The 20748-nt window shown below is 66.2% G+C and carries 22 protein-coding genes; 5 read left to right on the top strand and 17 right to left on the bottom strand.

Annotated features, from left to right (window positions below; all coding sequences use genetic code 11):
- Positions 1–103 precede the first annotated feature (103 nt).
- On the top strand, positions 104–1561 hold the full coding sequence (locus tag R4P95_RS24715; protein ID WP_317746878.1) for an HNH endonuclease signature motif containing protein: 1458 nt from the start codon (positions 104–106) through the stop codon (positions 1559–1561).
- 27 nt (positions 1562–1588) lie between these two features.
- Here R4P95_RS24715 and R4P95_RS24710 read toward each other — a convergent pair whose 3' ends face one another.
- The 4 genes from R4P95_RS24710 to R4P95_RS24695 all read right to left on the bottom strand — a co-directional run bounded on the left by R4P95_RS24710 (position 1589) and on the right by R4P95_RS24695 (position 5596).
- Entirely contained in the window at positions 1589–1732 is a 144-nt protein-coding gene (locus R4P95_RS24710; protein WP_213577251.1) for a hypothetical protein, read from the bottom strand.
- A gap of 88 nt (positions 1733–1820) precedes the next feature.
- Complete coding sequence (locus tag R4P95_RS24705) at positions 1821–2825, bottom strand: acyl-CoA dehydrogenase family protein (RefSeq protein ID WP_317746877.1); 1005 nt, start codon at positions 2823–2825, stop codon at positions 1821–1823.
- 30 nt (positions 2826–2855) lie between these two features.
- Positions 2856–4373 (bottom strand): aldehyde dehydrogenase family protein, encoded by a 1518-nt coding sequence (locus R4P95_RS24700; RefSeq protein WP_213577253.1) that lies wholly within the window; start codon positions 4371–4373, stop codon positions 2856–2858.
- Complete coding sequence (locus tag R4P95_RS24695; protein WP_317746876.1) at positions 4370–5596, bottom strand: 2-oxoadipate dioxygenase/decarboxylase family protein; 1227 nt, start codon at positions 5594–5596, stop codon at positions 4370–4372. The genes R4P95_RS24700 and R4P95_RS24695 overlap by 4 nt, the downstream gene beginning before the upstream one ends.
- A gap of 30 nt (positions 5597–5626) precedes the next feature.
- Between R4P95_RS24695 and R4P95_RS24690 the strand changes: the two genes are divergently transcribed.
- From R4P95_RS24690 to R4P95_RS24680, 3 genes are all read left to right on the top strand, one after another.
- Entirely contained in the window at positions 5627–6091 is a 465-nt protein-coding gene (locus R4P95_RS24690) for an Lrp/AsnC family transcriptional regulator (protein WP_109331368.1), read from the top strand.
- A gap of 65 nt (positions 6092–6156) precedes the next feature.
- Positions 6157–7500, top strand: a complete 1344-nt coding sequence (gene lat, locus R4P95_RS24685; RefSeq protein ID WP_317746875.1) for an L-lysine 6-transaminase — start codon at positions 6157–6159, stop codon at positions 7498–7500.
- Positions 7497–8285: a tyrosine-protein phosphatase gene (locus R4P95_RS24680; RefSeq protein ID WP_213577256.1), complete on the top strand. Its 789-nt coding sequence runs from the start codon at positions 7497–7499 to the stop codon at positions 8283–8285. The genes lat and R4P95_RS24680 overlap by 4 nt, the downstream gene beginning before the upstream one ends.
- Here R4P95_RS24680 and R4P95_RS24675 read toward each other — a convergent pair.
- The 10 genes from R4P95_RS24675 to R4P95_RS24630 form a co-directional block, all read right to left on the bottom strand.
- Positions 8249–8581 carry a VanZ family protein gene (locus R4P95_RS24675; protein ID WP_317746953.1) on the bottom strand — a complete coding sequence of 111 codons (333 nt, stop codon included), beginning with the start codon at positions 8579–8581 and terminating at the stop codon, positions 8249–8251. The genes R4P95_RS24680 and R4P95_RS24675 overlap by 37 nt on opposite strands.
- Before the next feature lie 2 nt (positions 8582–8583).
- Positions 8584–8922, bottom strand: coding sequence for a hypothetical protein (locus R4P95_RS24670; protein ID WP_213577257.1), 339 nt, complete (start codon positions 8920–8922; stop codon positions 8584–8586).
- A 1-nt stretch (position 8923) separates the two neighbouring features.
- Positions 8924–9319 carry a DUF1707 domain-containing protein gene (locus tag R4P95_RS24665; protein ID WP_213577258.1) on the bottom strand — a complete coding sequence of 132 codons (396 nt, stop codon included), beginning with the start codon at positions 9317–9319 and terminating at the stop codon, positions 8924–8926.
- Between the two features lie 16 nt (positions 9320–9335).
- On the bottom strand, positions 9336–11126 hold the full coding sequence (locus R4P95_RS24660) for an acetyl/propionyl/methylcrotonyl-CoA carboxylase subunit alpha (RefSeq protein WP_317746874.1): 1791 nt from the start codon (positions 11124–11126) through the stop codon (positions 9336–9338).
- 131 nt (positions 11127–11257) lie between these two features.
- On the bottom strand, positions 11258–12634 hold the full coding sequence (locus R4P95_RS24655; protein WP_213577260.1) for a condensation domain-containing protein: 1377 nt from the start codon (positions 12632–12634) through the stop codon (positions 11258–11260).
- A 21-nt stretch (positions 12635–12655) separates the two neighbouring features.
- Positions 12656–13072: a SufE family protein gene (locus R4P95_RS24650; RefSeq protein ID WP_109331326.1), complete on the bottom strand. Its 417-nt coding sequence runs from the start codon at positions 13070–13072 to the stop codon at positions 12656–12658.
- Positions 13069–13968 carry a sulfurtransferase gene (locus tag R4P95_RS24645; RefSeq protein ID WP_213577261.1) on the bottom strand — a complete coding sequence of 300 codons (900 nt, stop codon included), beginning with the start codon at positions 13966–13968 and terminating at the stop codon, positions 13069–13071. Before R4P95_RS24645 ends, R4P95_RS24650 begins: the two co-directional genes overlap by 4 nt.
- A 57-nt stretch (positions 13969–14025) precedes the next feature.
- Positions 14026–14484 carry a hypothetical protein gene (locus tag R4P95_RS24640; RefSeq protein WP_213577262.1) on the bottom strand — a complete coding sequence of 153 codons (459 nt, stop codon included), beginning with the start codon at positions 14482–14484 and terminating at the stop codon, positions 14026–14028.
- A 36-nt stretch (positions 14485–14520) separates the two neighbouring features.
- The gene (locus R4P95_RS24635) at positions 14521–15963 is read right to left on the bottom strand and encodes a condensation domain-containing protein (RefSeq protein WP_213577263.1); all 1443 of its coding nucleotides are present in this window, start codon (positions 15961–15963) and stop codon (positions 14521–14523) included.
- Positions 15963–17411 (bottom strand): condensation domain-containing protein, encoded by a 1449-nt coding sequence (locus tag R4P95_RS24630; RefSeq protein WP_249354531.1) that lies wholly within the window; start codon positions 17409–17411, stop codon positions 15963–15965. The genes R4P95_RS24635 and R4P95_RS24630 overlap by 1 nt, the downstream gene beginning before the upstream one ends.
- A gap of 319 nt (positions 17412–17730) precedes the next feature.
- Between R4P95_RS24630 and R4P95_RS24625 the strand changes: the two genes are divergently transcribed.
- Positions 17731–19515, top strand: a complete 1785-nt coding sequence (locus tag R4P95_RS24625) for an MFS transporter (protein WP_317746873.1) — start codon at positions 17731–17733, stop codon at positions 19513–19515.
- On the opposite strand, the gene R4P95_RS24620 is transcribed toward R4P95_RS24625, so the two are convergent.
- The 3 genes from R4P95_RS24620 to R4P95_RS24610 all read right to left on the bottom strand — a co-directional run.
- Positions 19435–20079: a Maf family protein gene (locus tag R4P95_RS24620; protein WP_213577266.1), complete on the bottom strand. Its 645-nt coding sequence runs from the start codon at positions 20077–20079 to the stop codon at positions 19435–19437. The two genes, R4P95_RS24625 and R4P95_RS24620, sit on opposite strands and share 81 nt — an antisense overlap.
- A 34-nt stretch (positions 20080–20113) precedes the next feature.
- Positions 20114–20470, bottom strand: coding sequence for an acyl-CoA carboxylase subunit epsilon (locus tag R4P95_RS24615; RefSeq protein ID WP_213577267.1), 357 nt, complete (start codon positions 20468–20470; stop codon positions 20114–20116).
- The coding region (locus tag R4P95_RS24610; RefSeq protein WP_317746872.1) for a carboxyl transferase domain-containing protein at positions 20467–20748 on the bottom strand (282 nt) is incomplete at its 5' end. The genes R4P95_RS24610 and R4P95_RS24615, both read right to left, overlap by 4 nt.

Genomic DNA, 20748 nt, shown 5'->3' with positions numbered 1-20748 from the left:
GTGCACCGGAGGTCCGACAGACACCGCACGTCTGCTCGGAACGGCCGAGAGGGCGAGAGTGCGCTTGGGGAAGTGTGTCGGAGCGCTGAGATAGGTTTCGCACATGAGTTCGACTGGGGGGTCGGCGGAGAGCCGGGTGGCGGGGCAGCTGTCGCTGCTCACCGCTGCGGTGGACGGGTTGCTGGGCGCCGACGTGGTGGGATTGTCGGACGCCGAGGTGGTCGACGCGATCAGGAACCTGGAACGCGCCCTTCGCCGCGCCGGTGCGGTGTCGCACCGGCTGGTTGTGGAGAGCGTGGAACGGTCCCTGCCCGCATCCTTCGGCTACCGTTCGCCCCACAGATTCCTGGTCGACGTCCTGCGGGTATCCGCGGCCGACGCATCAGCCCGGGTCAGCGCGGCCCGGCAACTCGGGGTGTGGCACGCCTCGACCGGAGAATCTCTCCCGGCCGCTCTGCCCGATACCGCGGCCGCGCAACGGAACGGCGACATAGGCGCCGATCATGCCCGAGCCGTGTCGAGAATTCTGCGCAAGATTCCGCACGCGGTCGACGCCGACGACACCAAGGCAGCGGAATCGACTCTCGCGCGAGTGGCCCGTGACGGGACGCCCGAGGACGTCGAGCAGGCGGGGCACCGACTTCTCGCGTATCTGAATCCGGACGGGAATCTCGGCGACGACATCGACCGCACCCGCCGCCGGGCACTCACCCTCGGCCGGCAGGACGCAGAACTGATGTCGCGAATCTCCGGTGAACTCGACCCCACGGCGCGGGCACTGCTCGATCCGATTCTTGCCAAGTGGGCGCGACCGGGCATGAACAATCCGGCCGATCCATCCTCGCCCACCGGCGATGCCGAGCACCCCACTGTGGATTCGGACGTTCTCGCCGCCGCGGCCGCCCGGGACACGCGCACCACGGCGCAACGCAACCACGACGCGTTCAGTGCCATGTTTCGAGCCGTGCTGGAATCAGGAATACTGGGCCGGCACCGGGGTCTGCCTGCCACCACGATCATCACCATGACGCTCGAGCAACTCGAGGGGGCGATCGGAGGGGTTGCCACCACAGCCAGTGGGGGCCTTCTACCGATCGGGGATGCGTTGGCGTTGGCCGAGCAGGCCCACCCGGTCTTGGTGTTGTTCGACCATGACGGTCGTCCCCTGCATCTGGGACGCCGCCGACGTCTGGCCAGTGCGGATCAGCGGCTTGCGTTGATCGCCGCCGACGGCGGATGCACCCGCCCAGGATGCGCGGTGCCGGCCAGTATGTGCGCGGTCCACCACGTCACGGACTGGCAGAAAGGCGGTACCACCGACATCGACGGCCTCACTCTCGCTTGTGATGCCTGCCATGCTCGGGTCGACGACAGCGCCGCCGGGTGGGCCACCAGGACTGCTGAGGGTCGATATCCCGGGAGGACCGAATGGATTCCGCCGCCGCACGTCGACCCCGACCGAAGGCCTCGCATCAATCATCGCCATCATCCCGGCGAGTTGATCGACCACGCACGGCGTGGAATGCGTGCACCACGAGAAGGGGGTGATGCTGTGCCGTAGCGAAGTTGTGTTCGCTGCCAACCTTGGTCAGACGACGTCGGAATCTGCGGACGCCGGCGTGAACGGCCACGGCACTTCGACCGTGTCGGGCGGCAGTGCGGCCGCCGCGGCATACGCACCGATGACGCACGCGAGCAACACCACTGCTACTGCGCGGACGATCCTGAACACGTTGACTCGCTTCGGTCGGAGGGACCCTGGCTTCGCAGGGCAATCGTCAGACCGTAGACGAACGTACCGACACGTCGGAGTGGGACGGTCAGTCGCGGCTCAGGCGATCCAGCAGTGCGGCTTTGATTGCAGGACGTCCGGCGGCGACCAGAGTGAAGGTAGCTTCGCGCACCAACCGCTCGGCGGTATTGCCCGCGATCAGAGCGGAGCTGCCCTTGGCGGTGACGAGCGCCGACGCGGTCCGCACGGCGAGTTCGGATGCCCGTGCCCGCGCGTCGGCGATGTCGGCCCTGCCCTCCAATGCCGCGTTGAGGTCGAGTCGTGCTCGGGCAGCTTGCTCCTCGAATGGGTCCGAATCGACCCCCAGAGTTTCGAGTTCGCTGATCGCGCGGCGGGTGATGCCCATGGCCATGCACCCGTTGATCCAGGAGCCGAACAGTTGGCTCTTCGCGAATTCGTCGGGCGAGACGACGGCGCTTACCAGTTCGCCTGGCACTGCGAGGCCGTCGAAGGTGAGGCGAACGGTGTTGGAGCCGCGGGCGGCGATCAGCGGTAGGTCTGCTGCGCTGAGCCCGCGAAGCGGTTGGGCGGGAATGATGACGTGCACGATGGTGTCGTCGAACTCGTCGCGGGCCGAAACCTGAAGCAGATCGACGATGCCCCAACCGGTGACGAACGGTGCGACGCCGTCCAGCACGTACCCGTCCTCGACCCGGCGCGCCCACAGCGTGGGTGGTACCGGAATGGCTCCGGCCAGCGCGACTCCGGCTCGCACCGTGCCGTCGACGAGCCCGTCGAGGTACCGTCCCTGCAGGGTGGTGTTGGGTGAGGCCGCGAGACCGGCGACCACTCCGTGATGCTGCATCCACGTGAAGGCGGTCGCGAGGCACCCGCCGCACAAGGTTTCCAGTACATCGACCAGGACGGACGGTGTCACGCTCTCGTCGTCAGGCGCTGCGAGACCGTAGAAGCCGTCGGCGGCCAACGTCTCGAAATGGCTGTCGGGGATCTCACCATCGGCATCGACGCTGTCCGCCACCGGGAACAGGACGTTCTCGGCGATCTCTCGCGCCATTTCGGCCCAGTTGCTCACGTCCCGAGCGTAACCGCTCCACCGGCGCGATCAGGTGAACTCGACACCCTGCGCGAGCGGCAATTGGTCGGAGTAGTTGACGGTGTTCGTGGCGCGACGCATGTAGGCCTTCCAGGCATCGGATCCGGATTCCCGTCCGCCGCCGGTGTCCTTCTCTCCGCCGAATGCCCCGCCGATCTCCGCGCCCGACGTGCCGATGTTGACGTTGGCGATGCCACAGTCCGAACCGTCCGCGGCGAGGAACCGTTCGGCCTCACGCTGGTCGGTGGTGAAGATGGACGACGAAAGCCCCTGCGGGACTTCGTTGTGCATCGCGATGGCCTGGTCGAATGTGTCGTAGGTGAGGGCGTAGAGGATGGGCGCGAACGTTTCTTCCCGCACCACCGATGTTTGTGCCGGCATGCGTACCAATGCGGGTGAGACGTAGTAGGCGGAGCTGTCCGTCCCGCGACGTTCGCCGCCGCAGATTACGGTTCCGCCGTCGGCGCGAGCCTTGTCGAGGGCCGTTTGCATGGCGTCGAACGCCTGCGAGTCCACGAGGGGGCCGACGAGTACTCCGTCGTCGAAGGGGTTTCCGACCGTCAATGTTCGATAGGCCGCGGAGATCCGGTTCAGCAGCTCGTCCGCGATGGAGGAGTGCACGATCAACCGGCGGAGCGATGTGCAACGCTGACCTGCAGTCCCTGCAGCCGAGAAGACGATGCCGCGCACAGCGAGGTCGAGATCGGCTGACGGGGCCACGACTGCGCCGTTGTTGCCGCCCAATTCGAGCAGGCTCTTGCCGAAACGCGCGGCAACCCGCGGTCCGACGGCGCGGCCCATCCGCACAGATCCGGTGGCGCTGACCAAGGCGACCCGGGCGTCGTCCACGAGTTGCTCGCCGACGTCCACTGATCCCTGCACCAGTGCGTGAAGGCCCGTGGGCGCTCCCACTTCGAGTGCGGCCTGCGTTAGCAGGGCGTCGCAGGCGATCGCCGTCAGCGGAGTCTTCTCCGAGGGCTTCCATACCACGGTGTCCCCGCACACCAACGCTATCGCCGTGTTCCAGGACCACACCGCGACAGGAAAGTTGAAGGCGGAGATCACGCCGACGACACCCAGCGGATGCCAGGTCTCCATCAACCGGTGCCCCGGACGTTCCGATGCCATCGTCCTGCCGTACAGCTGCCGGGAGAGACCGACGGCGAACTCGCAGATGTCGATCATCTCCTGCACCTCGCCCCGCGCCTCGGAGGGGATCTTTCCGGCTTCGAGGGTGACAAGTTCCGCCAGGTCGCGTTTGTGTTCTGTCAGTAGCTGTCCGAGCCGCCGCACGACGGCACCGCGCTGGGGCGCCGGAACCGAGCGCCACGTGAGAAACGCCTCGTGGGCCGCGGAGATCGCCGCGTCGACGTCGTCGGTGCTACTCGTATCGACCGTCCGCAAGTCGGTTCCGGTGATGGGGCTTCGGGCCACGAGTGCACCGCTGGGAGCACCGATGTCGGCACCGCACCTGATCAGTGCTTCCTCGGCGCGTCGACGCAACTCCTCGGGGGCGGGAAGGTTCACGATGCTGTCCTCTCTCGGGATCTGTCCTGCTGCTCCTGATAGAGCGCGTACGGGTCGTGCACGGCCCGGCCGAGTGTCTCGGCGAGCCAGGGTAGGTGGTACCGGGCGCCGCAGTCGACCTCGGCGCGGGTACATGCGCCATTCGTCGGCGCAGGGAGGAAGTCTTCGTACACGATCGGTTCGGCGATGTGCCGGCCATACTCGCGTCGATACGTGAAGTACGCCATCCCTCGACTGTCGAGTTCGGCTTCGGTGCGCGGGAACCGGCGCTCCCACTCGGCCGCGTCGGCGTCCGCGGCAGCCAACCGGTCGTAGAGCTCGCGTCCGGGAGGCGTCAGGGCGAGGCGACGAGCCTCGGCCCCCGCGAACCCTTCTCCCACGACTGTTCCGTCGCTCGCGATGAACTGGTGGGGCTCCGACGGCGCGCGGAACGAGGTCTGACGGAGGAGAACGGCGGGCCCATCCCACTCGGGAGGTCCCTGAATGCCGTCGACCATCGCGAAGCCCAGCGCCCTCATGCGGCGGCTCAACTCGTCGATGTCCAGCACGCGCGGCCTGAGGGCGTGGATGCGGGTGCCGGCGCTTGCGCCGACTTCCGCGGCGACCGGCGACACCGCTTCGAGCTCGGAGTACCACCCCTTGTCGACCGGTAGTTTCGCCCGCGCCAACACCGTGGTCGCGAGTGACACGAACCGCTCGGCCGAGGGAGCAGTCAAACCTCCCTCTTCGGCGGCGAGCGCGGCGAGATGCAACAGCTCCGTCGGGAAGAGCGACCGCCCGGCGAGAAACCTTTCGAGGCGTGCGTGCAGATCGGCGTCGAAGAACCGGCGATCCGCAGTCGTGAGCACCGAGGTGAAAATGCCGAACGGGTTGTGGTCCAGTTCGAACGAGTCGATCGGACGGAAGGCGGTCCCGACGACGGGTACAGGGGTGGCGGCATCGCGCAGGTCGTAGAAGCCGACGGGGTGCATCCCGAATCCGGCAAACAGTATCGCGGCCTGACGCAGTTCTGCGGCACTACCCAAGCGGATCGCGCCGTGCAGCTCCGCGGTGACTCGGTCGAGGCTGCCCCATCGCTCCGCCTCCGCGGGCTCGCGTTCGGCGAAATCGGCGTTGACCTCCCCGGTCACCTGTCGGAGCGTGGTGTAAATCGGTACCTCACGGCAGTACAACACCGACAGTGCGCGGGCGAACCGGGCTCGGAGCTCCCACGTTTCAACCATGACGCACCTCCGCTGGGCTAGCCTGCGCTGGTGGTGGAATCTTTTCGCAGCGACACACCCCATACTCCTCTCGACGACATCGATCGGGTTCTGATGCAGGAGTTGGTTGCCGACGGCCGTGCGACCCTGGCGACTCTCGCCGAGAAGGCGGGATTGTCGATTTCTGCGGTCCAGTCCCGGGTCCGCAGGCTCGAAGCCCGAAAGATCATCCGCGGGTACACCGCGAAGATCGACCCCGAAGCGCTGGGCCACGGTTTGTCGGCGTTCGTCGCCATCACCCCTCTCGATCCGTCCCAACCGGACGATGCGCCTGCCCGTCTGCGCCACTTGCCTGCCATCGAGGCGTGTCATTCGGTGGCGGGCGACGAAAGCTACGTTCTGCTGGTGCGGGTGGCGTCCCCCCGGGAGCTCGAACATCTCCTTCAGGAGATCCGCGCTACCGCCAACGTACACACCCGCAGCACGATCATCCTCCAGACATTTTACGACAGCTAGCGGACTCGCCGTATGTTTTCTCGGTTGACACGCGTATGGCAGGAAATATGACGTAATCTCTCGATATGAGCACAGCGATTCGATTTCCCGGCGGCGGGGGCGAGTTGTCCGCCGACCAGGTCCAGGACGTACTGCGTGCGCGCATTCTGGTCGATGGTTTCGACCTGGTGCTCGATCTCGAGCAGTCTCGAGGAACGCACCTCGTGGACGAGCGGGACGGAACCGACTACCTCGACATGTTCGGGTTCTTCGGTTCGTCCGCACTCGGCATGAATCATCCGGCGCTGGCGGAGAGCGACGACTTCCGTGAGGAGCTGGTGGAAGCGGCGATCAACAAGCCGAGCAACTCGGACATTTACACGGTGCCGATGGCGCGTTTCGTCGACACCTTCTTCCGCGTACTCGGGGATCCCGCACTGCCGCATCTGTTCTTCGTCGACGGCGGTGCCCTCGCGGTCGAAAATGCGTTGAAGGTCGCCTTCGATTGGAAGAGCCGATGCAACGAACGCCGCGGCATCGACCCCGCGCTCGGAACGAAGGTATTGCATCTGACCGAGGCCTTCCACGGCCGAAGCGGATACACGATGTCGCTGACGAACACCGAACCGGGGAAAGTAGCGCGATACCCCAAATTTCAGTGGCCGCGGATCGACGCTCCCTACCTGTCCGAGGGACGCGACGTCGAGGTGGCCGAGCGCCGTGCCCTGGAACAAGCGCGGCGCGCGTTTGCCGACAATCCCTGCGACATTGCATGTTTCATTGCCGAACCCATCCAAGGCGAAGGAGGCGACCACCATTTCCGGCCGGACTTCTTCCAGGCGATGGAGCAGTTGTGCCGCGAGAACGACGCCCTCTTCGTTCTCGATGAAGTGCAGACCGGGTGTGGACTGACCGGAACCAACTGGGCGTATCAGCAACTGGGTGTTCGCCCCGACGTCGTGGCATTCGGCAAGAAGACCCAGGTGTGCGGAATCATGGCCGGCGGCCGGGTGGACGAGATCCCGGACCACGTGTTCGCAGTGAGTTCCCGCATCAACTCCACCTGGGGTGGCAACCTCACCGACATGGTGCGGTCGCGCCGGATCCTCGAGGTCATCGAGGACGATCGCCTGGTGGACCGCGCCCGGTTGACGGGGGCGCACCTTCTCGAGCGGCTCCGCCAGCTGGCCGCGGCAGTGCCAGAGATCAGAGAGCCTCGTGGTCGCGGCCTGATGTGCGCGATCAGCCTGCCGACGACATCGCGGCGGGACCAAGTGGTCACGGCACTGCGAGAGCGCGAACGGGTACTTGTTCTCCCGACTGGTAAGTGCGGGATACGGTTCCGTCCTCCGTTGAACGTCACTACCGCAGAACTCGACGCCGCCGTCGATGCGCTGGGCCGAGTGGTGGGCGGTACCGTCGACGGATGACCCCCATTGCGCTCACCTCCGTGCCCAACCTCAGAGACGTCGGCGGATATCGGACAAAGAGTGGGGCCAAGGTGCGCACTGGCGTGTTGTATCGCTCGACCGATCTCAGTCGGGTAGCGGACACAGACATGCCGCTACTCGCGGACCTCGGAATTCGGACCGTCTACGACCTCCGTACCGCCGACGAACGCGAAGTTGCACCCGACAAGCTGCCGGACGGGGCCCGAGCAGTTGCCCTGGACGTTCTCGCCGACAAGGGGATCCGATCGATCCCCGCGCAGATGCTCCAGGTGATCGCCGACCCGATGATTGCCGAACGTGAACTCGGCGGCGGCCGGGCGATCGAATACTTCGAGGGTAGCTACCGTGATTTCGTATCGATGCCGAGCGCGGTGTCGTCGTACCGGGAGCTCTTCCGGGACCTTGCGGCGGATGACAGCACACCCGCTCTCGTGCACTGCACCACCGGCAAAGACCGGACGGGATGGGCTACCGCAGCCCTGCTGCTGTTGCTCGGTGTCAGTGAAGAGGACGTGTTCGACGACTACCTGCTGACCAATGAACTGCTACTGCCGTCCTTCGCCGGGGTCTTCGAGAAGTTCACCGATGCAGGTGGAGACCCCTCGCTGCTCGAGCCGGTGCTCGGTGTACGCCGGCAATACCTGGAGGTGTCTCTCGCCACGATGCGGACGTCATTCGGAACAATCGAGGGTTATTTCTCCGACGGCCTGGGCCTCGACGCGGAGCGTCAGGCGTTGCTGCGGGAGCGCATGACTGCGGAGTGAACGGCGAGGCCCATTACTACACCTAGCGTGTCCGCAAGCAGATCCCACACGGATCCGTGTCTCCCGATCGGCAGAATGCCCTGCAGGATCTCTGTGACCACAGCGAAGGCTGTAAGCCACAGCACCGTGACCCGAACCGGTAGCAGTGCGTAGCGGGAGGCGCCTGCGAGCGCCGCAAACAGCAGGGCGTGCACCACCTTGTCGGCGTGTTCGGGACCCGTTGGCGTTGCCGACGCCGGCGACAGCAGCATGATCAGCGCCAACCCGGTGAGCGCGACTACGGGTACGGACCGCATCGTCACCGCTGGACCGTCAACCCCAACGCGCCCTCCGCGAAGCGTTGTACGGCATCGGCGCCACTGGCAAGGGCGGCGTCGTGCCCGGTCCGAGCCCATCCGGTGAGCACCGCGGTATCACCCGATCGAGTCAGTCCGACCTCGGCCAGCATCTCACCTGTGTTGGGTTGACAGATCGCCCACGAATAGTGCTCGTCGCTCGACCACTGCGCGGTCCGTCGGGCGATGTAGTCGGCGTCGTCGATACCGCCGTCGGCGAGGGCCGGCCGGTCGTCCACCCGTTCATCCGCGCGGAGTGCCCGCAGATACCAGCCGCCGGCATTGACTTCGATCGGTTCCATGTCAGCGATCTCGCTCGCGGTCGTTCCGCGTCCCGAAAAGGATTGCTCCGGCGGCCGGAATCATCAGAAAGAACAACCAACTGTTGTCGACCGGGACGACGAAGAACAGCACGAGCGCCACTAATGGGATCACCGACATCACGATGCGACGCCAGTTGTGGTCACCGTCGGGTTTCGTCGACGTGGGGCGCGCTGTGGCCGGGGCGGCGACGGCGGGAATCGGGAGGTCTGCGAACACCCGATCGAGCTCGCCGCGGGTGGTCGCCCCGGCCACGGTGGCACTGCGCTCGTCGAACTCGACGACCGTCAGGCGGCCGGCCGCGAAATGCTCGCTCAGCAGGTCGAGGGCCTGCTCACGGTCGGCCGTGCCGATACGAATGTCGGGGAGGTCGGACATGCGAGTGATCTCGGACCTATTTGAGCTCGGCGAGGACGGTGCCCTGGGTGATGGCGGCACCGGGTTCGACGGTCAGGCCGGTGACGATGCCGGCCTTGTGGGCGTTGACCGGGTTTTCCATCTTCATGGCCTCGAGGACGGCGATGAGGTCGCCCTCGGCGACTTCCTGGCCTTCCTCGACGGCGACCTTGACGACGGTGCCCTGCATCGGGGCGGTGACGGCGTCACCGGACGCGGCGCCGCCGCCGGCGCCGCCGCGGGTGCGGGCCTTGGGCTTCTTCCGGACGGCACCGTTACCGGTGGTGGTGGGGGCGCCGAGGCTGAACTGGCCGGGCAGGGACACCTCGACGCGGCGGCCGCCGACCTCGACGACCACGTTCTGCCGGGGCAGGGAGTCGTCCTCGTCGACCGGCTGGCCGCCGGTGAACGGTTCGATCTGGTTGTTCCACTCGGTTTCGATCCACTTGGTGTAGACGTCGAAGCCGGTGCCGTCGCCGATGAAGGCGGGATCGGAGACGATGGCCCGGTGGAACGGGATGACCGTGGCCAGTCCCTCGACCTGGAATTCGGCGAGGGCGCGGCGGGCGCGGGCGAGGGCCTCGTCGCGGGTGGCGCCGGTGACGATGAGTTTGGCGAGCATCGAGTCGAACTGGCCGCCGATCACCGATCCGGTTTCCACACCGGAGTCCATCCGCACGCCGGGGCCGGTCGGTGGGACGAACTTGGTGACCGGGCCGGGGGCGGGCAGGAATCCGCGGCCGGCGTCCTCACCGTTGATCCGGAACTCGAAGGCGTGCCCGCGGGGGGTGGGGTCCTCGAGGATGTCGAGCTTCTCGCCGTTGGCGATCTTGAACTGTTGCAGCACCAGGTCGATGCCGGCGGTTTCCTCGGTGACCGGGTGTTCGACCTGCAGGCGGGTGTTGACCTCGAGGAAGGAGACGGTGTCGCCCTGGACCAGGTATTCGACGGTGCCGGCGCCGTAGTAGCCGGCCTCTTTGCAGATGGCCTTGGCGGAGGTGTGGATCCGGTTGCGTTGGTCGTCGGTGAGGAACGGGGCGGGGGCCTCCTCGACGAGTTTCTGGAAGCGGCGCTGCAGGGAGCAGTCGCGGGTGCCGGCGACGATGACGTTGCCGTGCTGGTCGGCGATGACCTGGGCTTCGACGTGGCGGGCCTTGTCCAGATATTGTTCGACGAAGCATTCCCCGCGGCCGAACGCGGCGACGGCCTCGCGGGTGGCGGAGTCGAACAGTTCGGGGATTTCCTCGATGGTGTGCGCGACCTTCATGCCGCGGCCGCCGCCGCCGAACGCGGCCTTGATCGCGACCGGAACCCCGTATTCCTTCGCGAACGCGACGACCTCGTCGGCGTTGCGGACCGGGTCCTTGGTGCCGGCGGCCATCGGGGCCTTCGCCTTTTCGGCTATGTGGCGGGCGGTGACCTTGTCGCCGAGGTCGCGGATCGATTGCGGGGAGGGGCCGATCCAGATCAGGCCGGCGTCGATCACGGCCTGGGCGAAGTCGGCGTTCTCGGAGAGGAAGCCGTAGCCGGGGTGGATCGCGTCGGCGCCGGACTTGGCGGCGGCGTCGAGGATTTTGTCGAACACCAGATACGATTCGGCGGAGGTCTGCCCACCCAACGCGAACGCTTCGTCGGCCAGGCGCACGAACGGGGCATCGGCGTCGGGTTCGGCGTAGACCGCGACACTGGTGTACCCGGCATCGGCGGCGGCCCGGATCACCCGCACTGCAATCTCACCGCGGTTCGCGACGAGCACCTTCGTGATGTGCGCGCTGGCATGACTGGGCACTGAGCCTCCTGTGGTTCATGTGGTCGGTCGCCGCGGTGGTTCCGTGAAGTCGCACCAGCGGTGGGATACGGGCATCACTTCGGAGTCTAAGCACTGAACCGAACGCGGTCGTCACCGGATCGAGATTTTGGTCAGGGCTTCAGCGACACTTCGCGCCCTACCGACGGGTAGGTTACTGCAACCTGTTCTAGTTGCCGCCGAAGGCTCGCCACCCAGGTGTGGACGCTCGCCGCAGCGATGTCGTTGCCCGGATATCGGACCGCCAGATTGACTCCCCGAGGTGTGCGATTGATCCATGCATAGACATCGTGGGTGTATTGCCGGCTTCGCAGCGCCCGGGCATTGCGGTCGACCCACTGGCCCGCATCCGGGACGAAACGGACGTCCATGTAGGAGACGACGAAGCGAGGCCTGATGGGGAGGTGGAGTTCTCGCTCGATCCGGTCGAACGGGACGACGGCGATCGGCTTGGTCCGGGCCGTGCTCGCTTCCGCGGCGCGGGCCACCTCCCCGAACTCGTGGGAGGGAAGCTCGAAATCGACCGGGCTGAGCCCGACGAACCATCCGAGCGCCGACGCCCACTGGGGCGCATGCCGGGTGTGGACCGGCGTGATGGTGCGGAAACGTTGCTGCCCGGCGACTTCCGCGCCTGCCAGGCCCAAGCACGCCAGGAGCCCGGAGAAGAACCCCACATCGGCGTCTCTGCAAGCCGTAGAGAAGGCCGCTGCCTGATCGGCGTCGAGAATCCACGCCGACAGGTTCTGCTGCGCATCGTGTGTGCGCGGCCCGATCTCGAGAGGGAACTCCGGCAGTCCTCGATCGGCGAGAGCACCCCGCCACACGTCGAGTGCCTCGCGCTGCACGTCGGCGTCGGTGGGTGACTCCCGCTCGTCCCGCCCGAAATCGACGTAACTACCGACCGGAAACAGGTTGGCGGCGCGACCCGACAGAATTTCTTCGTACAGCGCCCTCAGCTCGTGCGCGACCAGCACAATCGAGAACCCGTCGATGATCGAGTGGTCGGCAGCGAAGAACACGGTGAACCGATCGCGCTCCACCGGCTCGAGCGTCGCGAACACATAGGACGGCCAGCTGTGCGGAGACGCGTACTCGTCGAACAGTTGCTGGAGGTGGGCGAAGTTGTCACCGCCCGCAGCGTCGTAACCGTGGCTGATGACGCCGATGTGTAATCCGCCGGCCGGTACTGTGCGCCGGCGGATGGTGTCGTGGGCGGGATCGAACGAGGTGTGTGAGCGCAGCACCTCGTGTCGGTCGGTCCACTTCTCGAGTGCCGACTGAAAAGCGGCGACATCGAGGCGGCCCTCGATCTCGAAAGCGGTCCCGAGCCAGGACTCACGCCCGTCGGCAGCGGCGCAGCGGCGCAGGTGCGCCTCGTGGATGTACGACGCCGGGCGTGGATCGTCGATCCACGCCGAGCGCGCACAGGGCAACCACTCGGTGAGTGCTCCCACGGGTATGGGGTAATCGGCGAGTTCTGTGAATTCCATAGGCTGTCGTTGAATTCCGGCCTAGCCGCGCAGATGCCGCTTGATTCGCGCGAGCATCGCGGACATGCCGCGCAACCGGAGCGGGCTGACGGCGTCCGCCAGCCCGAGGGCGGAGTAGAAGTCGTCGGGTACGCCGAGGATCGTGGCCGTGCTGTGGCCGTCGAGACCCTGCTGGAGGATCGACGCGAAACCGCGCGTCGTCGGTGCCTCCGGGGGCGCGCTGAAATGCAGTCGCACGTGCTCGGGATCGGAACTGTCCACCGACAGGAACAGCGGCGACTGGCACTCCGGAACGGGCTCCATGGCGTCCTGCTCGAGTTCGGCAGGCAGAGGTTGCAGTTCACGGCTGAACTCGAGCAGCAGCTGCAGCTTGTCGGAACCGTCGACGGCAGCGAAGTCGTCGACGATCTCGGCAAGGGAATCGGGCATCAGTGTCATGACGGCGAGCCGGGGACCTCGCCCGGCTCCTCACCCCTGACGATGGGAACGCGCACGGTATTGCCCCATTCGGTCCACGATCCGTCGTAGTTGCGGACCTGCGGGTAGCCGAGCAGGTGGGTGAGCACGAACCAGGTGTGACTCGAGCGTTCACCGATTCGGCAATACGCGACGATGTCGTCGGCGGCGGACACGCCGCTGTAGATCTCGTTCAATTCCGTGCGCGAGCGGAAACGGCTGTCCGGCGCCGCGGCCTTGGCCCACGGAATGCTCTGCGCACTCGGGATGTGACCGCCGCGCAGTGCGCCCTCCTCCGGGTAATCGGGCATGTGTGTGCGCTCGCCGGTGTATTCCTGAGGAGAACGCACGTCGATGAGCGGGCCCTTGCCGAGGTGGGCGAGCACGTCGTCCTTGAACGCCCGGATCGGGGCGTCGTTGCGTTCCACCACCGGATAGTCGGTGGGAGTGATGTCAGGTACGTCGAACGCGGTGTCGCGGTTCTCGGCGATCCACGCGTCGCGGCCACCGTCGAGGAGGCGGACGTCCTCGTGCCCGAAGAGGGTGAACACCCAGAGCGCGTATGCGGCCCACCAGTTGCTCTTGTCGCCGTAGATCACGACGGTGTCGTCGCGGCTGATGCCCTTCCGGCTCATCAGTTCCGCGAACTTCTCGCCATCGATGTAGTCGCGGGTGACCGGATCGTTGAGGTCGAGGTGCCAGTCGACCTTCACGGCGCCGGGGATGTGACCGACGTCGTAGAGAAGGACGTCTTCATCGGACTCCACCACCTTGAGGCCGGGCGCTCCCAGATGTGCGTTGAGCCACTCCGTCGACACCAGCCGTTCGGGGTGGGCGTACTCGGCGAAGGAGGGCGTGGGATCTGGCGCTACGGGCACGGGCGGGCTCCTGCGGGATTGGACGACGGGGCAGACTCGGTGGGACGAAAGCCAATTCTAGGCCGACGGCTCGAGTTCGTCCGAACGGCGTTCACAGTAACCGTCCGGGGGTTCGCCGCAGCGCGTTCGGCGTGCGGAGATTCGCCCATGAACGGAGGTTTCATGCCCGACATCTCGACCCGCGCCGACCTGGAGTTGCTGCTGCGGCACTTCTACGCACGGGCGTTCACGGATCCGATCCTCCGACCGGCGTTCGACACACTCGCGACCGTCGGACTCGACGACCATCTCCCCGTGATGTGCGACTTCTGGGAGTCGGTCCTTCTGGGGTCCGGCAGCTACCGCGGCGGCGTCCTCGCCGTCCACCGCGCGCTGCACGGTCAGCACGGGTTCACCGACCGGCACTTCGACCGATGGGTCGAGCTGTGGACCGCCAGTGTCGACGACCTGTTCGGCGGCGAGGTCGCAGGCCGTGCACGGATGCGGGCGGTCGACATCGCGCTGACCATGCGGCAACGCATTGTCGATCCGTCCGACCGAGCTGGGCAGGCGTCAGATGACGGGAGTGCCCTCGAGGTGCAGCTGGGTGGTCAGTTCGGCGATGGGTGCGACACCGTTCTCGCAAATGTTCAGCATGATCTCGCGCAGCCGTTCGAGAAAGTCGGTGATCGCACGCCTTGCCGTCGGGGTTTCGGGGAATCGGGAGCGCAGCGCAAGGCCCCTCCCTGTTCGTGAGATCCAGAATTGTGCGTCGTCGGCCACCGTCACGTTGCTGATGTGGTGGGCGTTCAACTCGTCGTGATCGTCGGTGCCCGGGAGTCGGCGGTAGTCGATGTAGGACACCATGAACACGTCCGTCCGGGTTCGCCGGTACGCGTCGCCGAGCGATTCGCGGACCTGGGCCATCGTGACGCCCTTCAAGGTCAGGGCGGTGCGGAAGGACGCATGCGTGTGCGCCAGCGAGGACTGGAAGTCGCCGTCGGGGGTAACCTCCACGGTCAGGGGGGCACTCGTCGTGAGCCATCCGAGTGCGTTTGCCCACTGTGGGTCCTGGCGAATGTGCAGCGGAAACTGCAGCGGCATCCGGGATGTGCCGTTGATCGACTGGACAGCCAACCCCATCGCGGTAAGCGTGCCGGTGAACAGACTTCCGCCGGAGTCGAAGCAGATCTCCTCGAAGCGTTCGGCGTCGGCGGTGCCCAGTAGTGGGCGGACGTCGGCGCCCTGCGGTGCGGGTTTGCCGGCTTCGACACCCAGGTCCAACGGGAAACTCGGCGCGGTGCCGCCGCACCGCTCGTAGAACCGTGCCCATTCACGAACCCGGGGGTCACCCAGCTCGGTGACCGGCGTCTCGGCCTCGAGTTCGCAATACCGCAGGAAGCTGCCGGGATCGCCGAGTCCCTCGGTCAACTCCGCCGCGGTGATGTCGTGGGGCACGCTGTGCGACAACAGTTTCTGATAGATCTGTCTGAGTTCACCCAGCGCAATGACCAGCGAATAGCCGTCGACCAGAGTGTGATCGAAGGCACTGACAACGGTGTAGTGGTCGTCCCGCTCGATGGTGGCAAAGAGATACGCGGGAAACGTCAACGGGTCGCAGGCCTCGGTGAAGCGGCGGCGCAGGTGGTCACGAAGCTCGTCCGGTGACGACGTGAGCACCGGATCGGAGGCGACCACCGAGGCGAGGGCAGGGTCGAGATCGACCCGCATCAACACGTCGGAGGTGACATCGAACCCGGTCTGCAGGGTGTCGTGACGCCGGATGAAGTGAACGAGCGCGAGTTCCAGGGCATCTTTGTCGAGCCGGCCCGGAAGGTCGAAAGCCGCTGCCATCCATACACTCCGGCCGTTACCGTGGGTGCGCGCCGTGTCGAGGTGGAATTGCTGGTTGTAGGACGGCGGCACCGCCGACTGCGACACCACCCCCGGGTCCACGGACCATTCGGTCACAATGCCGGGTTCGAGCATGTACTTGTCGATGGACGTGACGTGCACTAGCGCACCCCCTCCTGCGGGCGAGTTCCCGAGGCCGCCGGAGTGAAGGACGAGATCGGGTAATCACCTTCGCGGGCGACGGTTCTCATGATGGTCGACAGGCGTCCTGTATAGGCGGCGACGGAGCGATGCGCTTCCGGGGTATCGGGATGGGAAATGGCCATCCACGTTCCTTCGAGGACCCGGTTGATCCAGATGGAGGCGATCTGGGTTGCTTTCCCTCCCACGATGCCGGTGGCGCGGGTGGACGAGAAGTTCTCGGTGTCGGGCAATCTGCGTCCGTCGATGTACGACACGATCGGGGGAGGCGTGAGTGTTGTGTGCTGTGACAGGGTGCCGGGGCCCGAGGCGGCCAGCACCGTGTCGATCACCTGTTGCACCGAGACTTCGCCGAGAGTCTTCCCTGAGCGATATGCCTCTTGCGCGCGCTGCGCGAGCGCGGAAAACGTGGTGGCGCCGTCCAATTCGAATCCGACCGGAACAAGATTGATGAACCACCCCTGTGACCAATAGAACTGCGGATCGTTGCGGGTGGTGACCGGGGAGAGCGCCATGTAACGGTCGCGTCCGACGAGCTCGTGCTCGGTGATGGCCAGTGCCGCGAATACACCACCGATGAAGTTGGCACCATTGGCCTTGCATGCGACCCCGAACAGTTCGCAGTCCCGTGCGTCGGCCAGCTCGAACCGGCTGCCGATTGCCGGCTTCGGCGCGTCGGACGCTCCGAGGTCGAGGGGGAAGCTCGGGAAGCTTCCTCCATTACGGGTGAGGTGACCGATCCAGCTGTGCACCTCCGGAGACGCCATCGTCAACGTCGCGGCCTTCTCACGCTCGCGCCGACTGTAGTCCACGTAGCTGCCGGGGTCCGGCAATTCCGGCTCCACGCCGTCGAGTTCGGCCTGGTAGATCATTCTCGTCTCGGCGAACATCAGGATCATCGACTGCATGTCGGTGTGCGCATGGTCGATCGCGTGGAAGAGCGTAAAGCTCTCCTCGGCGTCGGGTGCGTCAGTCGCATAGTGTTCCACTGCACCGAATACGAAGGCCGGCCAGGCGAGTGCACTGGTGTCGTTCGCGAAGCGTGTCGCGACGTGGTCGCGTACGTGCTCAGGCCTGTCCAGAACGGCGCCCTCGGCTGGGGCGAGGTTGATGGACTCAGCCGGAACGACGTGTCGCCGAACGGGATTCGTCGTATCCGTGGGATCTGCTGCTGGGTCGGCGAACGAGAACCAGCTGTGAAGGGTGTCGTGCCGCAGAACGTACCGCTCGAGGGTTCGCGTCATGGCGGCCCTGTCGAGTCTGCCGGGAAAATCGAACGCGATACCGATCCAGGGGGATTGCGTCTCCCCGTTCTGCACGGCGAGTCGTGCCCGCCTCAGATGTCGTTCCTGCATGGTGGTCGGCGGGGCAGGGTCGATCGGAGCCTGCGCAGCCGCTCGTGCACTCACGTCCGTGACTTTCCACTCGACGACCCTCCCAGGCTGTGGTCTCCAGTGGGTGATCAAGTTCAAGTCCATCGAGCGGCTCCTGAGGTAGTCGAATGTCGAGGTGTGCGAGTTCGGTCGTGCACGCGCGTCTCGCAACAGGATGCGGCACTGAGTGCCTTACCGCGAGAGGTAACGGAGTACGGAGATTGATTACAGGTCGGTTCCAGCCCAGTCAAGTGTCGATCAAACGCCCCCTACGCTGCAACTTCCTGATGTAGCGTCCCGAATCTTTGACCTACCTCACAACCCACGGCGCACTTCGGGCTACTAGCCTGTGCGGATGCCTGTGACACAGCATGAAGTCCCCGACCGCGGAGAGCTCGGTCGATGGGCCCCGTGGCTGGGTCTCACCACCAGTCTCGCCGCCGTGTTCATGCAACTCCTCGACGCCACGATCGTCAACGTCGCGCTGCCGAGCATCGCGGTCGACCTGGGCGCTTCGGTGTCTGCCCAGTTGCTGATGGTGAGCGTGTATACCCTCTCGTTCGCATGTTCGCTGATCACGGCCGCTCGGTTGGGTGATCTGCTCGGCAGGCGCCGGATCTTCCTCACCGCTCTGGCCGTGTTCGTTCTCGCATCCCTGCTCTGCGGGCTGGCACAGACGCCGATGGAATTGGTCCTGTCGCGGGCCGTGCAGGGCCTGGCTGCCGGATCGATGTCTGCCCAGACCTTCGCCATCATCTCGGGCCTGTTTCCCCAACGTGCCCACCCGCGGGTCTTCGGTATCTACGGAGCGACCATCGGGCTTGCGACGATCTCAGGTCCCCTCGTCGGGGGCCTTCTCATCCAGTGGGATCTGCTCGGTTGGGGGTGGCGCCTCATCTTCTTCGTCAACATCCCGCTCGGCATCGCCGCGCTGGTGCTCGGGTACTTCTATCTCGTCGACGCCAAGGCTGACGGTGTCCGGCGCCTCGACGTGGGCGGCGCCGTCCTGTCGGCGTTGGGCCTCTTCCTGCTCATCTTCCCGCTGGCGGAGGGACGCGAGCGGGACTGGCCGACCTCGATCGTGGTGATGCTGGCCTGCTCGGTGCCGGTGCTCATCACCTTCGTCGTGTACGAGTGGCGTCTCGGGCGCCGGGGTGGCGACCCGGTGCTGCGAGTGGAACTGTTCGCCGATCGTGCGTTTTCGATCGGCGCCGCCATCGCCTTCGTATTCTTCGGGACACTTACGTCGCTGATTTTCACCATCTCGCTCACGCTCCAGTTCGGCTTCGGATTTTCCCCGTTGCGGGCGGGGGTGATGACGGTGCCGTGGGCGCTGGGCACGGGTCTCGCCGCGCTGGCGTCTTCGGTGGTCTACCGGCGAATCGGCAACCTCGTACTTCCGCTGGGGATGCTTTTGTTCGCGGGCTCGCTCGTCGTGCTGGCCGCGCAGTTACAGCACGAGGGCACCGATCCACGGTGGGGGGCCTTGGCAGGTCCATTGTTCCTGGGAGGTGCCGGGCTCGGGTTGTTCGTCGCCCCCCTGCAGACGGCGATCCTCGCCACTGTGCGACCGGACAATGCGGGCTCGGTGTCCGGGTTGCTTCCCACGGTCCAGCAGGTAGGCAGTTCCCTCGGCCTCGCCGTGATCGGGGTGGTGTTCTTCAACCTGGTGGCTACGCAGTCGTCGCAGGCTGTCCAGGCGGAAAGGCCCTCATTGACCGCGGAATTGGTACGGGTCGGTGTGCCGGCGGCCCTCGTTCCGCGGGCCGAGGAGACCTTCGTGCGGTGTGCCACGGACCAGCTCGGGTCCACCTCGCCGATGAAGGTGCCTGACGACTGCCGGTCGCTCGGGCAGGGAAACGCTACGGCCTTGGGTGCTTCGGGGCAGCAGATCGCAGATTCCGCGCTGGTCGCCGCCCGAGAATCCACGCGTGCGGCGGCGGGTGAGGCCTTCCTGCAGGCGGAGCGGCGCATCCTGTGGATCATCTCGGCGGTGGCCGCGGCAATCGGCGTGGCGTCGCTCACCCTTCCGCGGCGGAACCGGCAGGGCGAAGCAGAGTCAGGCGGTACGGCCCGACGTCGCCCACAACTCGGCGATACCGACGCCCACCCGGCCGAGCAGAGTGCGCACGAGGGGTAGACCGATCCCGATCACGCTCGACGGATCACCGTCGATGCGCTCGACGAACCACCCACCGAGACTGTCGAGTGTGAACGCGCCCGCAACCTGCAGGGGCTCTCCCGTGGCGAGGTACGCCTCGAGGTCGGAGTCCTCAGGGCTCGCGAAGTGAACCACCGTGGCGCTCGACTCGTGGGCGTCGCCGATCACCGAGCCGTTCATCACCCGCAGAACACTGTGCCCGGTAAGCAGGGTCGCGCTACGGCCGGCCATGGACGCCCAGCGAGAGCGCGCAACTTCTACCGACCCGGGTTTGCCCTGCAACTCGCCGTCGAGCAGCAACATGGAGTCGCATCCGACCACCACGAAGTCGGAGAGGCACTCGCTCGTCAGGCCGGGCAGCACATCCTTCGCCTTGGCGCGGGCCAGTTCGGTGACGACGTGCTCCGGGGGCGCCTCGGCACCGAGTGCCGCGATGAGCGCGTCCTCGTCGACGCCGGACACCCGGACGATCGGCTCGACCCCGGCGCTGCGCAGCACAGCGAGCCGCGCCGGGGAGGCCGAGGCAAGTACGAACGCCGTCACAGTTGGCGCCTCACGACCACCGGCAGCGTCACCGTCAACGCCGGGATGCCGACACGTTCGGGAACGCGTACGGCGAGAAGGGCGCCACACTGCGGTGCATACGCGTCGGAGCACCCCAGGACTCCGGTGGCAGATGCGAATCGGGGTCTCCGCTGCCGGTGTTCGCGGCGGCCGTCAACACGATGACCAGGGCCGCGATCTCCTCATCGGTGGGCGAGCCCTTGATCACCGTCACGAAGGGTTCGGAGGCGGTGGCACCCGGTTCCGCACCCGGCAACAGCGTGGTGTCCGCGTCCGCGAGGGCTGCCTCGGCGGCGGAACCGTTGACCGACGACCTCTCGGCCGTCGTGTCCGAACCGTTCTCCGTGCGCTCTTCAGTGAAAGCGGTCATAGGGGGATGTTCCCATGCTTCTTGGGCGGGAGGGTGACCATTTTGCGTTCGAGGAGGCGCAGGGCGGCCACGATCTGTCCGCGGGTGTGGGAGGGCGGGATGACGGCGTCGACGTAGCCGCGTTCGGCGGCGACGTAGGGGTTGACGAGGGTGTCTTCGTATTCGCGTTGCAGTTGCAGGCGCAGCGCGTCGACGTCGTCACCGTTCTTGGCGGCCTCGAGGAGGCGTTTGCGGTAGACGAACCCGACGGCGCCGGAGGCGCCCATGACGGCGATCTG

Source organism: Rhodococcus sp. IEGM 27, assembly GCF_033142305.1.
Taxonomy (GTDB): Bacteria; Actinomycetota; Actinomycetes; order Mycobacteriales; family Mycobacteriaceae; genus Rhodococcus_F; species Rhodococcus_F oxybenzonivorans.
The sequence above is the reverse complement of the archived record's forward strand: the minus strand, read 5'-3'. Positions and strand labels throughout refer to the sequence as shown.

Excerpts from the sequence above, each read along its gene's own strand:
- R4P95_RS24715 (WP_317746878.1), top strand. The coding sequence starts at position 104 with ATGAGTTCGACTGGGGGGTCGGCGGAGAGCCGGGTGGCGGGGCAGCTG.
- R4P95_RS24695 (WP_317746876.1), bottom strand. The coding sequence starts at position 5,596 with ATGGTTGAAACGTGGGAGCTCCGAGCCCGGTTCGCCCGCGCACTGTCG.
- lat (WP_317746875.1), top strand. The coding sequence starts at position 6,157 with ATGAGCACAGCGATTCGATTTCCCGGCGGCGGGGGCGAGTTGTCCGCC.
- R4P95_RS24680 (WP_213577256.1), top strand. The coding sequence starts at position 7,497 with ATGACCCCCATTGCGCTCACCTCCGTGCCCAACCTCAGAGACGTCGGC.
- R4P95_RS24675 (WP_317746953.1), bottom strand. The coding sequence starts at position 8,581 with ATGCGGTCCGTACCCGTAGTCGCGCTCACCGGGTTGGCGCTGATCATG.
- R4P95_RS24670 (WP_213577257.1), bottom strand. The coding sequence starts at position 8,922 with ATGGAACCGATCGAAGTCAATGCCGGCGGCTGGTATCTGCGGGCACTC.
- R4P95_RS24665 (WP_213577258.1), bottom strand. The coding sequence starts at position 9,319 with ATGTCCGACCTCCCCGACATTCGTATCGGCACGGCCGACCGTGAGCAG.
- R4P95_RS24655 (WP_213577260.1), bottom strand. The coding sequence starts at position 12,634 with ATGGAATTCACAGAACTCGCCGATTACCCCATACCCGTGGGAGCACTC.
- R4P95_RS24650 (WP_109331326.1), bottom strand. The coding sequence starts at position 13,072 with ATGACACTGATGCCCGATTCCCTTGCCGAGATCGTCGACGACTTCGCT.
- R4P95_RS24625 (WP_317746873.1), top strand. The coding sequence starts at position 17,731 with ATGCCTGTGACACAGCATGAAGTCCCCGACCGCGGAGAGCTCGGTCGA.
- R4P95_RS24615 (WP_213577267.1), bottom strand. The coding sequence starts at position 20,470 with ATGACCGCTTTCACTGAAGAGCGCACGGAGAACGGTTCGGACACGACG.